Below are 14,225 nucleotides of genomic sequence, written 5' to 3'. Positions count from 1 at the left end.
AATCACAGCATTTGAATTGGGCATCAAACGGGGCCATATAGCGCTCTGCCGCTTCCCCTGTGCGGCAAGGGAAAAGTCCATGCTGCGCACCGATTTGCAATTCTCCATGTTTCCTCGCGAGGGCAATAATCCCGTCCGCTGGCGGATCGCCGATAGCCTGGTGCCCTATGAGCAGGCTGTGGAAACAATGGAACGCGAGGTCGCGGCGATTGCCGATGGCGGCGACGAACTCGTCTGGCTCGTCGAACATCCACCGCTTTATACGGCCGGCACCAGTGCCGATGCCAAGGATCTGGTGCAGCCGGACCGATTCCCTGTCTTCGCCACCGGCCGCGGCGGCGAGTACACCTATCACGGACCCGGCCAGCGCGTTGCCTATGTGATGCTCGACCTCAAGCGGCGCCGCCAGGACGTCCGCGCTTTCGTTGCCGCCCTCGAAGACGTCGTCATTCGCACGCTCGATTCGATGAATGTCCGCGGCGAACGGCGCGAGGACCGGGTTGGCGTCTGGGTGCGCCGTCCCGAAAAACCGCTGCTGCCGGATGGTTCAGTCAGCGAAGACAAGATCGCCGCTCTCGGCATCCGCCTGCGCCGGTGGGTCACCTTCCATGGGCTCTCTCTGAACGTCGAGCCGGATCTCGACCATTTCAGCGGCATCGTTCCCTGCGGCATCTCTGCCTATGGCGTTACGAGCCTCGTCGATCTCGGCCTGCCGGTGATGATGGCGGATGTCGACATGCGCCTGCGTGAATCCTTCGAAGCCGTCTTCGGAGAGACCGTCAACGAGGCTTGAGGCGCGCCTTGCCTGCGGGCCGGTCCTGTGGTTGATGGTCATGTTTCCGGAAGCCGAGCATGTCCCAGCCACAATCCCAGCAGAATCCCCTCCAGGGCATGGCCATCATGGCCGGTGCCATGATCGTCCTTCCCGCCATGGATGCGATCGCCAAATATATGGCGACCTTCGAATCGATGTCGCCGGGCCAGGTGACCTTCTACCGATTCTTCTTCCAGCTGGTCTGCACGCTGCCGCTGCTGTTCGTGCTCTTCCGCTGGAAGGCGCTGCACGCCAAGCGTCCCTGGATGAACCTGTTGCGCGGTGTCCTCCATGGCGCGGCAAGCCTGCTGTTCTTCGTCGCCGTCAAATACATGCCGCTCGCCGATGTCTTCGCCATCTATTTCGTCGAGCCCTTCATGCTGACGGCGATGTCGGCGCTCTTCCTCGGAGACAAGGTCGGCTGGCGGCGCTGGACGGCGATCGTCGTCGGCTTCGGCGGCGCCATGATCGTCATCCAGCCAAGCTACGAAATCTTCGGCCTCAAGGCGCTGCTCCCGGTCTTCTGCGCTTTCCTCTATTCGCTCTACCTGTTCCTCAATCGCGCGATCGGCGAGGCCGATTCGCCGCTGACCATGCAGACCATGGCCGGAATCGGCGGAACGCTGTTCATGGCCGTTGCGCTCTTCGGCGGAAATGCCGCAGGTATCGCGGATTTCGAGATCTCCCTGCCCTCGTCTCTCCTCGGTCTGGTGCTGCTGCTGATTCTCGGCTCGCTCTCCGGCTATGCGCATTTGCTCGTCGTTCGGGCTTTTCGCCTGGCGCCGCTCTCGCTGCTTGCCCCATTTCAGTACTTCGAGATCATCTCGGCCACGGTTCTCGGCTACGCGCTGTTCAATGATTTCCCCACTGTTTCCAAGTGGATAGGAATCGCCATCATCGTCGCGTCCGGGCTTTTCATCATCTGGCGCGAACGGCTGCAGTCGAAGTCCGTCAATTCGGCCTGAATGAAGGGGCAATTCGTTAACTGTCGTTGTTGAGGGATCCTCAATCCGCGCGCGATAGAAGCGTCTCCGGCCTCATGATGAGGTTCTGGAGATAAAAAATGAGCGAATTCCGACTCGCTTTCCCGGCATGCGTCATCGCCGGAAAGCACCGGTTGGCCGCCGACGACATCGGCCTTCTGCGCAAGCATAGCTTCCCGGACGGCGTCCGGACCGCCGACGACGTGGTCGTCATGCTCGCACTCAACAATTCCTGCCCCGAAAAATGCCCGGAATGGAACGCTTTCTTCGTCGAAAGCCTCGCCGGTTTCATCGTCAATTACAGCTATCCGCAGGGATCGCTCGACGAGATCAACGCCGCCTGGATCATGCGCATGTTCGCGACCGATGGCGTCGTGAACTCGGCGCTCGAGCTGGAGCTGGTGCTGCACATCATGGAAATCTCGTCCTATGTACCGGATGAGCTGCGCGCCTTCGCCCTCGACCAGCTCCGCCTGGCGATCACCGACAATGTCGGCGGCTACAAGCTGACGCGCGCCGTCGAGCGCAAGGGAATCACCCGCCAGGACGTCGATTACGTCATGCGCGTGCTGCGGAATGTCTGTGAAGGCGGCGTCATCCCCGTTTCGCCGGTCACCCACGGCGTCCTTCGCCGCATCGAGACGGAAACGCTTCCCGCCGGAAACCATCCCCGCTGGACCGAAATCATGCGGGCGCTCGAGCTTCGCGATTATCACCAGCCGCGCACCAGCCGCTGGCTGAGGATCGTCGACGACGAGCAGGCCGTCGCCTGATCCCTGCGCCGTAAAGCTGAATAGCTGCAAGGCTTTCGTACGATTGTGCGTCCTGAAGTTTCTGCGTAGAACTTCAGGACGCATTTCTCGGGTGGAGTCTTCATGTTCAAGAAAATCCTGATCGCGAATCGCGGCGAAATCGCTTGCCGCGTGATCAAGACTGCGCGGCGCATGGGTATTTTGACCGTCGCGGTCTATTCCGACGCGGATCGGGACGCGCTGCATGTCGAAATGGCCGACGAGGCCGTTCATATCGGCGCAGCGCCTGCTGCGGAAAGCTATCTCGTCGCCGAGAAAATCATTGCAGTCTGCAGGGAAACCGGCGCCGAGGCCGTCCACCCCGGCTACGGCTTCCTCTCCGAACGCGCCTCCTTCTGCGAGGCGCTGGAGAAGGAAGGTATCGTCTTCATCGGACCGAAGCCCAAGGCGATCCTTGCCATGGGCGACAAGATCGAATCGAAGAAATTCGCCAACGCCGCCAAGGTCTCGACCGTGCCGGGCTATCTCGGTGTCATCGAGGACGTGGCGCAGGCGGAAAAGATCGCCGGCGAGATCGGCTATCCCGTCATGATCAAGGCCTCGGCCGGCGGTGGCGGCAAGGGCATGCGTATCGCCTGGAACGAGGCGGAAGTGCGCGACGGCTTCGATCGCGCCCGTTCGGAGGCGAAGAGCTCCTTCGGCGACGACCGCGTCTTCATCGAGAAATATGTCGTCGATCCCCGTCATATCGAGATTCAGGTGCTTGCTGACGGGCATGGCAATGCGGTCTATCTCGGCGAGCGCGAATGCTCGATCCAGCGCCGGAACCAGAAGGTTGCCGAAGAGGCGCCCTCGCCCTTTCTCGACGAGAAGACCCGCAAGGCGATGGGCGAGCAGTCCATCGCGCTTGCCAAGGCCGTCGACTATCAAAGCGCAGGCACAGTCGAGTTCATCGTCGATCGCGACCGCAATTTCTATTTCCTGGAAATGAACACCCGCCTGCAGGTCGAGCATCCCGTGACCGAACTCGTCACCGGCATCGATCTCGTCGAGCAGATGATCCGCGTTGCGGCCGGAGAGAAGCTGCCCTTCGCGCAAAAGGACATCAAGCTGAACGGCTGGGCAATCGAAAGCCGCCTCTATGCCGAGGACCCCTACCGCAATTTCCTGCCGTCGATCGGCCGCCTCACCCGCTACCGCCCGCCCGCTGAAGGCAAGCATGGCGATATCATCGTCCGCAACGACACCGGCGTTTTTGAAGGCGCCGAAATCTCGATGTATTACGATCCGATGATCGCCAAGCTCTGCACCTGGGCGCCGGACCGGCTGACCGCAGTAGATGCGATGGCCGAGGCGCTCGATGCCTTCGTGGTCGACGGGATCGAACACAATGTTCCGTTCCTCTCGGCCTTGATGAAACATCCCCGTTGGCGCGAAGGCCGGCTTTCAACGGGTTTCATCGCCGAGGAATATCCCGATGGTTTCGCACCGGTAGAGCCCGATGCATCGCAGAGGGCCGCGCTGGCGGCAATCGCCCTCTCGGCCTCGCTGATCGAGACCAACCGCCGCGAACGCCATGGCGATCGCCTCCGTGCAGCGACGGGCGATCTGCGCAGCGACTGGGTGGTGAAGGTCGGCGGCGACTACGTCGCTGCGAGCCTCCTTGAAGGTCATGTCACCATCCCCTTCGAGATGGGAATGAAGGCCGATGACCGCGAGCTGCATGTTGTCACCAATTGGAGACCCGGCGAGCCCGTCTGGTCCGGCACGATCGATGGCGTCAAGGTCATCGCCCAGATCCGGCCTGTTCTGAACGGTCTGCGCATCGACTGGCAGGGTCTCTCCGTTCGCGCCAAGGTCTTCACGCCGCGCCATGCCGAGCTCGACCGCCTGATGCCGGTCAAGCTGCCGCCGGATACGTCGAAACTTCTGCTCTGCCCCATGCCCGGTCTCGTCGTGTCGATTGCGGTTGCCGAGGGCCAGGAGGTCAAGGCCGGCGAGACGCTTGCCGTCGTCGAGGCCATGAAGATGGAAAACGTGCTGCGCGCCGAGCGCGATCTCGTCGTCGGCAAAGTGAAGGCAAAGCCGGGCGAAAGCCTCGCCGTCGATGCCGTCATCATGGAGTTCGCCTGACCCGTTCCGGCACAGCGGCGAGGTGCTCACCCATCGGTGACAAGGGCATTTGTTAAGCGGCTCGCGCTATGATGAGCCGTTTTCGCCCTGTGGCTGGGGCCGGAGTCCTCTATGTCGGCGCTTCAATCAGCGGCCATCCTGCTGTTCATCAATCTCGGTCTGCTCTGGCTTCTGATGCGCATACCGCTCGGTCTGCGCACGATCAGCGTGACGAGAACCTTCCGCTGTCCGCCCGAAACACTGTGGAAGGCGATCAATCCCGCCGGCGAGTCTGCCGACTGGCACCACGCCGTCATTAGCAGCGCGGCCATCGCCCACCGGCCGGGTTTCGTCGAGCAGGTCTACAGCCATCTCGACCGCAATGGCGAGCCGCTGCGCCGCGTCCTGGCGCTCGATCCGCTTCCCGCCGGTGGCGCGCATGCCTTCCGGTCGCGGATCGCCGACGACAGCACGCTCGATCCGGCCTTCTGGCAGCATTACAGCGAAAGCCGCATCATCAGGTCCACGCCACAGGGCTCTGCGCTGGAGATCAGTCAGACCGACCACTATCGCGGCCTCGCCTTCCTCATCTTCCGCTATTTCGTGCTCCAGCGCGAAATCCGCTCTCTGCAGGGATGGGTGGAAACCGGCGTCTCCAGGCCGCAAGGCCATTTCGAAAGGCCTCTGGTTCAAACCTTCCTGGCCGTGCTTTCCACTCTGCTGCTCTGGCCGTTCTTCGGGCTCACTGCCAGTGGCCTGATGATCTCGACCTTTCTGACCATGGTCATCGCCCTTCACGAGCTCGGCCACATGGCGGCCTACCGCGCCTTCGGGCACAAATCGGTGCGGATGATCTTCATCCCGCTGCTCGGCGGTATCGCGATTGGCGGGCGCCCCTACAAGACCCTTTTCGAGGTTGCCGCCTGCGCGCTGATGGGCGCCGGAATGTCGGCATTCGTCGTGCCGATCATCATCGCTGCCATCCAGGGTATCGGCCACGGCGTCGTGCCGGCGAGTGTCGGCCGGCCGCTGCTCGTCCTGCTGCTGATCCTCGGCGCCTTCAATCTCCTCAACCTGCTGCCGATGCACCGCTTCGACGGCGGTCAGGTGCTGCGCCAGATCTTCCGCACCCGGCACTCGCTGATCATCGCAAGCTTCACCGTCACCGCCTGCATTGTCGGCGTCGGCTGGGCGATCGGCCTGTCGAACAATCTGCTGATCGCCGGGCTGGCCGTCTTCATCCTCATGAGCATGATCGGCTCGGGCTCGGTCAAGCCGCGCCAGAAGCTTGATGAGATGAATGATGGTGAAAGGATGCTCGTTGCATTCGGCTTCTACGCGGCGATCGCCATGCACGGCTATGCCATTATTTTCGCGAGCGAAAAGCTTTTCTGACGTTAGCGGCAAACTGGCTGCCGCATCCCGGACAAAGTGTCTTTTGATCAAGCTTTTCGCTTGAGCGCCCCTCTGCCGCCGTGCGATTGTCCGCCCAGCAAATCAGATAGGGAGATCAGACGATGGACGTTCGCGCCGCAGTCGCCGTTCAGGCAGGCAAGCCTTTGGAAGTCATGACAGTTCAGCTCGACGGGCCGAAGGCCGGCGAAGTGCTGATCGAGGTGAAGGCAACAGGCATCTGCCATACCGACGACTTCACCCTCTCGGGTGCCGATCCGGAAGGCCTGTTTCCGGCCATTCTCGGCCACGAAGGCGCTGGCATCGTCGTCGATGTCGGCCCCGGCGTCACCTCGGTGAAGAAGGGCGACCACGTCATCCCGCTCTACACGCCTGAATGCCGCGAGTGCTATTCCTGCCTGTCGCGCAAGACCAATCTCTGCACGGCGATCCGCTCGACGCAGGGCCAGGGTCTGATGCCCGACGGCACCTCGCGCTTCTCGATCGGCAAGGACAAGATCCACCATTACATGGGCTGCTCGACCTTCGCCAATTTCACGGTTCTGCCCGAGATTGCCGTCGCCAAGGTCAATCCGGACGCACCCTTCGACAAGATCTGCTACATCGGCTGCGGCGTGACGACAGGCATCGGCGCCGTCATCAACACCGCCAAGGTGGAAATCGGCTCGACGGCGATCGTCTTCGGTCTCGGCGGCATTGGCCTCAATGTTCTCCAGGGCCTGCGCCTTGCCGGCGCCGACATGATCATCGGCGTCGACATCAACAACGACCGCAAGGAGTGGGGCGAGAAATTCGGCATGACGCATTTCGTCAATCCGAAGGATGTCGGCGACGATATCGTGCCCTACCTCGTCAACCTGACGAAGCGCAACGGCGACCTGATCGGCGGCGCCGACTACACCTTCGACTGCACCGGCAACACCAAGGTCATGCGCCAGGCGCTCGAATCCTCGCATCGCGGCTGGGGCAAATCCGTCATCATCGGCGTCGCCGGCGCCGGGCAGGAAATCTCCACCCGTCCGTTCCAGCTCGTCACCGGCCGCAACTGGATGGGCACGGCTTTCGGCGGCGCCCGCGGCCGCACCGACGTCCCGAAGATCGTTGACTGGTACATGCAGGGCAAGATCCAGATCGACCCGATGATCACCCACACGATGCCCCTCGAAGACATCAACAAGGGCTTCGACATGATGCACAAGGGCGAAAGCATCCGCGGTGTGGTCGTCTATTGATCTACGTCGATGCAGACGCCTGCCCGGTCAAGCCGGAAATTCTGAAGGTAGCCGAGCGGCTCGGGATGGAGGTGACGTTTGTCGCCAATTCCGGGCTGCGGCCGTCGCGGGATCCGATGGTGCGCAACGTCATCGTCTCGAACGCCTTCGATGCCGCCGACAACTGGATCGCCGAGCATGCGGCAATAGCCGATGTCGTCGTCACCGCAGACGTGCCGCTTGCCGTGCGCTGTGTGGCTGCCGGTGCATTGGTGTGCGGCCCCACAGGCCGTGTCTTCGACGACACCAATATCGGCATGGCGAGCGCCATGCGGGATCTCGGCGCGCATCTGCGCGAGACCGGCGAAAGCAAGGGCTACAACGCCGCTTTCGGCCCCAAGGATCGCTCGCGTTTCCTCGAAACCTTCGACCGGCTCTGCCGCCGCGCCAAGAACATTTCCGAACAGACTGGAGACTGACATGAAGATCATTTCGCAGGCGACCGCATTCGGCGGCATGCAGGGCGTATTCAGCCACGAATCCGAGGCCTGCAATTGCGAGATGACCTTTGCCGTCTTCGTGCCGCCGAAGGCGATCAAGGAGCCCTGCCCGGTGCTCTGGTATCTCTCCGGCCTGACCTGCACCCATGCCAACGTCATGGAAAAGGGCGAATACCGCCGCCTCGCCGCCGAGCTCGGCATGATCGTCGTCTGCCCGGACACCAGCCCGCGCGGCAACGACGTCGCCGATGAGCTGACCAACTGGCAGATGGGCAAGGGCGCCGGCTTCTACCTCGATGCGACCGAGGCGCCCTGGGCCGAGCACTTCCAGATGTACACTTACATCACCGAAGAGCTCCCTGCCCTGATCGCCGAACAGTTCCGCGCCGACATGAGCCGCCAGGCTATCTTCGGTCATTCGATGGGCGGTCATGGCGCCATGACGATCGCGCTGAAGAACCCCGGCCGTTTCAAGAGCTGCTCGGCTTTCGCACCGATCGTCGCACCCTCGACCGCGGACTGGTCCGCCCCGGCGCTCGAAAAATATCTCGGTGCCGACCGTAAGAACTGGCGGCAATATGACGCCTGCGCCCTGGTAAGCGACGGCGCACGTTTCCCGGAATTCCTGATCGACCAGGGCAAGGCCGATGGTTTCCTCGAAACCGGCCTGCGCCCCTGGCTTTTCGAGGATGCGATCACGGGCACGGACATCGCGCTGACGCTGCGCATGCACGAGCGCTACGATCACTCCTACTACTTCATCTCCACCTTCATGGACGACCACTTGCGATGGCACGCCGAACGCCTCGGCTGAGCACAGGAAACGGGTGGCATGGCAGCTATGCCAAATCCTAGCTTGAACTTCGCCGCCTCGCGTCGCATATGACTGACAACGCAGACGACTGCGGCGCCCGAGCCTTCGGGCGCAAAAGTCGCGGGGACGGCCTCGCTCTTAACAAGGAGAGTAAGATGGCCTGGTTCCTGCTGTTTCTCGCAGGTCTTTTCGAATGTGGTTGGGCGATCGGTCTGAAATATACCGATGGCTTCACACGCCCCATGCCGACCGTGCTCACGGTCGTCTCGATGGTGATCAGCGTGATTCTCTTGGGTCTGGCGGTCAAGACGCTGCCGATCGGCACGGCTTACGCGATCTGGACCGGTATCGGCACGGTTGGCACGGTCCTGCTCGGCATCTGGCTGCTCGGTGATCCCGCAAACGCTGCGCGCCTCGCCTGTATCGGCCTGATCGTTGCCGGCATCGCCGGACTGAAACTCACCGCATAAAAGTGGAAATGCCGCGGATCAAACCGCGGCATTTCTCATTTTCAGACCGTCTTGCGGCTATCGACCGAAAGCGCGCCGGCGCCGGCAAAGACCAGGAACAGGAAGATGAAGCAGAATAGGATTGCTTCACCGCCGCCATTGACCGCCGGATAGAAGCCGCGCGGGAAATGCGCCATGAAATAGGCGATCGCCATTTCACCGGACAGCAGGAAGGCAACCGGACGCGTCAGGAAACCGACGAGAACAAGCAGGCCGCCGATAACTTCCAGTAATGCGGCGACGAGGAACAGCGGCGGCAGCGAGCCACCGTCACCCTGCGGGATCGGGAAGGCGAAAAGTTTCATCGTGCCGTGTTCGATGAACAGCAGAGCGGCAAAAATTCTGAGCGCAGCCAGTGCATAGGGCTGATAGGCGCTCAAGCGATCAAAAGCAGACATAAAGACTCTCCTTCTAGGGGCAGGAAGAGCGTTAGCCTGTCCGCGATGCCGAGAAAAATCACGGAATCACGGCTGGCGTTCACATCTTCGACAGTGCCTAAACACCGGAAAGCACAGTTTTATTCGGTCAGAGCGGAATGTTGTCATGCTTCTTCCAGGGATTGGAGAGATCCTTGTTGCGCAGCATCTTCAATCCCCGCGCCAGACGGCGGCGCGTCGAATGCGGCATGATCACCTCGTCGATATAGCCACGCTCGGCGGCGACGAAAGGCGACAGGAACCGGTCCTCGTACATCTTGGTATGCGCGGCGATCTTCTCGGGATCGGCGATATCCTTGCGGAAGATGATCTCGACGGCGCCCTTGGCGCCCATCACGGCGATCTGCGCCGTTGGCCAGGCATAGTTCAGGTCGCCGCGCAGATGCTTGGATGCCATCACGTCATAGGCGCCGCCGAAGGCCTTGCGGGTGATGACCGTCAGCTTCGGCACCGTCGCTTCCGCATAGGCAAACAGCAGCTTGGCGCCATGCTTGATCAGACCGCCATATTCCTGCGCCGTCCCCGGCAGAAATCCCGGCACGTCGACGAAGGTGACAAGAGGAATGTTGAAGCAGTCGCAGAAGCGCACGAAGCGCGCCGCCTTGCGCGAGGCGTCACTGTCGAGCACGCCGGCAAGCACCATCGGCTGGTTGGCGACGAAACCCACCGTCGAGCCCTCGATCCGCCCGAAGCCGCAGACGATGTTCTTGGCAAAGCTCGCCTGGATCTCGAAGAAATCGCCTTCGTCGGCGACTTTCAGGATCAGTTCTTTGATGTCGTAGGGCTTGTTCGCATTGGCCGGAACCAGCGTATCCAGCGACTCGTCCGACTCTGTCACCGGCTGGTAACATTCGATTTCGGGGATCGGCGAGGTATTGGACTGCGGCAGGAAATCGATGAGGCGCCGCACCTGCAGCAGCGTATCGACATCGTTGTCATAAGCGCCGTCGGCAATCGACGACCGCGTCGTATGGACCGAGGCGCCGCCGAGCTCCTCGGCCGTCACGGTCTCGTTGGTCACCGTCTTCACGACATCGGGGCCGGTCACGAACATGTAGGATGTGTCGCGCACCATGAAGATGAAATCGGTCATCGCAGGCGAATAGACGTCACCGCCGGCGCAGGGACCCATGATCACCGAAATCTGCGGAATGACGCCCGAGGCGAGCACGTTGCGCTGGAACACCTCGGCATAGCCGCCGAGCGCCGCGACGCCTTCCTGGATGCGGGCGCCGCCGGCGTCATAGATGCCGATGATTGGCGCGCGGTTCTTCAGCGCCATATCCTGCACCTTCATGATCTTCTCGGCATGCGCTTCCGAAAGCGAGCCGCCGAAGACGGTAAAGTCCTTGGCAAAGACGAAGACGGTACGGCCATTGACCGTTCCCCAGCCGGTGACAACGCCGTCGCCGGCGATACGGCTCTTCTCCATGCCGAAATCTGTCGAACGATGCTCGACGAACATGTCGAACTCTTCGAAGGAATCCTCATCGAGAATGAGGTCGATGCGCTCGCGCGCCGTCAGCTTGCCGCGTTTGTGCTGCGCTTCGATGCGCGCCTCGCCGCCGCCGAGACGGGCCGCATCGCGCCGGCGCTCGAGCTCTTCGAGAATTTCCTTCATGAAATCTCCTCCCGCCGCGCGAGCGGCTCGTCGTCAGCCGCGCCCGGCCGTCAGCTGGAACGCCGAGCGGATGCGCGCTGCGATATCCTCTGCAAGAATCTGGTCGGCCATAGCCGGATCGTTGGCGAAGCTCGAAACGTCGAAGGCCGAGACGCCGATGACCGAGCCGTCATCGACCGAGGCCGCGTCGGCCGTGATTTTGGCCACGTTGCGGTTCTTGTCGAACCCCTGCCCCTTGGTGACGGAAACGATGCGGATCGTCAGAACGACGCGCGGATAGACATCGGTGCGGACCGTGGCGTTGATAGCTGCATTGACGCGGTCGCTGATCCCCGACAACACCGCCGGCGGAACGCCGACACCGCCGAGAACGACCGCGCTGCGGACATCATAGATCGGCGCAGGGGGCTCCTTCGAGCCCATGCTGCAGGCGCTCAAGGCCACGCAAATCACCGCCAATTGGCAAAAACATAACCGCAGCCACTTCATTGCAAAACCTGCACCTATCCCCCGTCAGGAGTCGCAGATTTCGCCATTCTGGCTGTCAAAGCAATATGTTTCAGGCCCTTAGCGCCAAAAAAAACATCCGCGGCGGCCTTGAAGTCTTCGAAGCGCTTGGCGCGGCGCGCCTCGGCTTCCTCGTCGCTGCCCCAATGCTCGATCGTCCAGTCTTCATCAAGATGCGCCAGCGACCAGACTTCGTCCATAGTGAGGTGCCGTTCGGCAAAAGCAAGCGCCAGGATGGCCGAACCGGTTAGCGTCGTGATCGTATGCAAGGCGGCGAGCGTCAGCGCATCGTCGTGGCGGCGCAGCGTCACACCGAAGGCGGCGATCGCGTCACGCGGCTGCTCGTGGTGAATGACACCCTCGATCAGGATGAAGCGCGCGCCAAGATCGTCGGCCGCCCAGTCGAGCACCGGATCCCAGCGATCAGCCTGGCGCTTGACCAGCATTTCCGGGCCGTCGGCCCGGTAGCAGAGAAGATCGCTGGACGAAAAGCGCAAGAGATCCTCGATGACCGCCTGCGTATCGGTGGCAACGCCATCGAGCGCCGTATTGACCAGACGGGTCACCGGCATGGTCGACGGATCGATCATCTCGGCCTGCGCATCCCATTCGGCGGCAAGCAGATCACCAAGCGCCTTGGCGGGAACGGCAAGAATCTGCTTGGCAGGCGTGCGAACCGCCTTGCCATCGAGCAGGATGGCGAAGCCGCCGTCTTCCTGCTCGGCAACGGTCACATCCTTGTAGAAGCGCTTCGGCAGCGGCTTCTTCATCTGGATCTGCGCGCGGCGGATCGGATCGGGATGGCTGAGACCTTCGGAGAGGTCGTTCAACAGGTCGCGCATGGCGTCACCTCAAAAATGCTCGAGCAGGTCTTTCGGATGGCGGACGATGGCATCGGCCCCGGCGGCGACCAGGTCTTCGACACTTGCATAACCCCAGGATACGCCGATCGCCTTGGCGCCGGCCGCCTTTGCCATCTGCATATCGTAAATCGCATCGCCGATGACAATGGCGTCGGCCGGATTCATGCCGGTTTCGTCACAGCATTCGGTGACCATCGCCGGATGCGGCTTCGACGGGCAGTCGTCGGCGGTGCGCGAGACGATGAAATCCGGCGCAAAGCCGTGTGTTTCGAGAACGTTGACGAGGCCGCGGCGCGATTTGCCGGTGACGGCGCCGATGAGGATGTCGTCACGCGCGGCAAGCGCTGCAATCACCGGCTTGATGCCGTCGAACAGTGGCACGTCCATGCCCGGCTCGCTGCGCACGTCCATATAGATCTTCTTATAATGCGCGGTCATCTCCACCGCCTCGTCATCGACATGCGGCTTGCCCTGCATTCGGGCAATGGCGATATCGAGCGTCAGGCCGATGATCGACTTGGTTGCCGAGATATCCGGTCGCGGATAGCCGAAATCCACGAAGGTGCGCGCCATGACCTCGTGGATCAGCGCAGCGCTGTCGACGAGAGTGCCGTCGCAATCGAAAAGAGCAAGCTTCATTCCTCGTCGTCCCTTTCGGCACCGGCGAGATCGAGGCCGAGCAGGTTCCAGGTCTGAACCATGTGCGGCGGCAGCGGCGCGGTCACCTTCAGGCGGCCGCCGTCCGGATGCGGAATATCGATCTTGCGGGCATGCAGATGCAGCCGCTTCTGGATGCCGCCCGGAAATGCCCAGTTCGGATCCTCGATGAAGTATTTGGGATCGCCGATGATCGGGTGTCCGATGTGGAGGGCGTGGACGCGCAGCTGGTGTGTACGTCCCGTATAAGGCTCCATCTCAAGCCAGGCGAGGTTCTGAGCGGCGGTCTCAAGGACGCGGTAGTAGGAAATGGCGTGATCGGCGCCGTCCTCGCCATGCTTGGCGATCCGCATGCGGTCCCCGTCCTCAGTCGCTTCCTTCACGAGCCAGGTCGAAATCTTGTCTTCGTGCTTGCGCGGCACACCGCGTACCAGAGACCAGTAGGTCTTCTTCGTATCGCGCTCGCGGAAGGCGGCCGTCAGCTTCTGCGCAGCACCTCGGGTCCGGGCGATGACCAGAACCCCCGACGTGTCGCGGTCAAGGCGATGGACGAGCCGTGGCTTCTCACCCTTCTTGTTGGTCCAGGCTTCCAGCATCTTGTCGATGTTGCGGGTGACGCCCGATCCGCCCTGCACGGCAAGGCCGGCAGGCTTGTTGAGGACGATCACCTTGTCGTCTTCGTGCAGCACCATGCGCTGCAGGAGATCGTAATCGTCACCGTGCTTCAGGTCATGAGAGGCTATCGGCCCGGTCTTCTTGGCATCGACATCAAGCGGCGGCACGCGGACGACCTGTCCCGGCTGGATGCGCGCATCGGTCTTCACCCGGCCGCCATCGACACGGACCTGGCCGGAGCGCAGCAGTTTCTGCAAGGGGCCGAAACCGAGCCCCGGATAATGGATCTTGAACCAGCGATCGAGGCGCATGCCCGCTTCGTCGGCTTCAACAGTGATATGTTCGATACCGGCCATTGTTCTTGTCTTTCCGGAAATGATTGCCTGCGCCTGGCGCGGCGGTTGCCGCTGGCTTTAG

At 61.9% G+C, this 14,225-nt stretch carries 15 protein-coding genes; 9 read left to right on the top strand and 6 right to left on the bottom strand.

Going from position 1 to position 14,225, the window contains the following annotated elements; translation table 11 throughout:
* The first annotated feature begins 79 nt into the window (after positions 1–79).
* From lipB to sugE, 9 genes are all read left to right on the top strand, one after another.
* Complete coding sequence (gene lipB, locus F2982_RS19535; protein ID WP_130278271.1) at positions 80–793, top strand: lipoyl(octanoyl) transferase LipB; 714 nt, start codon at positions 80–82, stop codon at positions 791–793.
* A 59-nt stretch (positions 794–852) separates the two neighbouring features.
* A complete protein-coding gene (locus F2982_RS19530; RefSeq protein WP_112716341.1) occupies positions 853–1,779 on the top strand; it encodes a DMT family transporter in 927 nt (308 codons plus the stop codon).
* A 98-nt stretch (positions 1,780–1,877) separates the two neighbouring features.
* Entirely contained in the window at positions 1,878–2,570 is a 693-nt protein-coding gene (locus F2982_RS19525) for a hypothetical protein (RefSeq protein ID WP_203428842.1), read from the top strand.
* Between the two features lie 102 nt (positions 2,571–2,672).
* On the top strand, positions 2,673–4,682 hold the full coding sequence (locus F2982_RS19520; RefSeq protein ID WP_203428841.1) for an acetyl/propionyl/methylcrotonyl-CoA carboxylase subunit alpha: 2,010 nt from the start codon (positions 2,673–2,675) through the stop codon (positions 4,680–4,682).
* A gap of 111 nt (positions 4,683–4,793) precedes the next feature.
* Entirely contained in the window at positions 4,794–6,056 is a 1,263-nt protein-coding gene (locus F2982_RS19515; protein ID WP_203428840.1) for a hypothetical protein, read from the top strand.
* A 122-nt stretch (positions 6,057–6,178) separates the two neighbouring features.
* A complete protein-coding gene (locus tag F2982_RS19510) occupies positions 6,179–7,306 on the top strand; it encodes an S-(hydroxymethyl)glutathione dehydrogenase/class III alcohol dehydrogenase (protein WP_112716349.1) in 1,128 nt (375 codons plus the stop codon).
* Positions 7,303–7,764 carry a YaiI/YqxD family protein gene (locus F2982_RS19505; protein WP_203428839.1) on the top strand — a complete coding sequence of 154 codons (462 nt, stop codon included), beginning with the start codon at positions 7,303–7,305 and terminating at the stop codon, positions 7,762–7,764. The genes F2982_RS19510 and F2982_RS19505 overlap by 4 nt, the downstream gene beginning before the upstream one ends.
* Before the next feature lies 1 nt (position 7,765).
* Entirely contained in the window at positions 7,766–8,599 is an 834-nt protein-coding gene (gene fghA, locus F2982_RS19500) for an S-formylglutathione hydrolase (protein WP_203428838.1), read from the top strand.
* 155 nt (positions 8,600–8,754) lie between these two features.
* Positions 8,755–9,069, top strand: coding sequence for a quaternary ammonium compound efflux SMR transporter SugE (gene sugE, locus F2982_RS19495; protein WP_203428837.1), 315 nt, complete (start codon positions 8,755–8,757; stop codon positions 9,067–9,069).
* Between the two features lie 41 nt (positions 9,070–9,110).
* On the opposite strand, the gene F2982_RS19490 is transcribed toward sugE, so the two are convergent.
* From F2982_RS19490 to F2982_RS19465, 6 genes are all read right to left on the bottom strand, one after another.
* Positions 9,111–9,506, bottom strand: a complete 396-nt coding sequence (locus F2982_RS19490) for a DoxX family protein (RefSeq protein ID WP_112716357.1) — start codon at positions 9,504–9,506, stop codon at positions 9,111–9,113.
* Positions 9,507–9,633: 127 nt separating this feature from the next.
* The gene (locus tag F2982_RS19485; RefSeq protein WP_130278263.1) at positions 9,634–11,166 is read right to left on the bottom strand and encodes an acyl-CoA carboxylase subunit beta; all 1,533 of its coding nucleotides are present in this window, start codon (positions 11,164–11,166) and stop codon (positions 9,634–9,636) included.
* Positions 11,167–11,199: 33 nt separating this feature from the next.
* Positions 11,200–11,655: a hypothetical protein gene (locus F2982_RS19480; RefSeq protein WP_112716361.1), complete on the bottom strand. Its 456-nt coding sequence runs from the start codon at positions 11,653–11,655 to the stop codon at positions 11,200–11,202.
* 14 nt (positions 11,656–11,669) lie between these two features.
* Positions 11,670–12,515 carry an ATP12 family chaperone protein gene (locus F2982_RS19475; RefSeq protein WP_203428836.1) on the bottom strand — a complete coding sequence of 282 codons (846 nt, stop codon included), beginning with the start codon at positions 12,513–12,515 and terminating at the stop codon, positions 11,670–11,672.
* 9 nt (positions 12,516–12,524) lie between these two features.
* On the bottom strand, positions 12,525–13,175 hold the full coding sequence (locus F2982_RS19470) for an HAD-IA family hydrolase (protein WP_203428835.1): 651 nt from the start codon (positions 13,173–13,175) through the stop codon (positions 12,525–12,527).
* Positions 13,172–14,164 (bottom strand): RluA family pseudouridine synthase, encoded by a 993-nt coding sequence (locus tag F2982_RS19465; RefSeq protein WP_112716367.1) that lies wholly within the window; start codon positions 14,162–14,164, stop codon positions 13,172–13,174. The genes F2982_RS19470 and F2982_RS19465 overlap by 4 nt, the downstream gene beginning before the upstream one ends.
* Positions 14,165–14,225 lie beyond the last annotated feature (61 nt).

This window comes from Rhizobium sp. BG4 (genome assembly GCF_016864575.1).
Taxonomy (GTDB): Bacteria; Pseudomonadota; Alphaproteobacteria; order Rhizobiales; family Rhizobiaceae; genus Rhizobium.
This window is presented reverse-complemented; position numbering and strand designations above follow the sequence as displayed.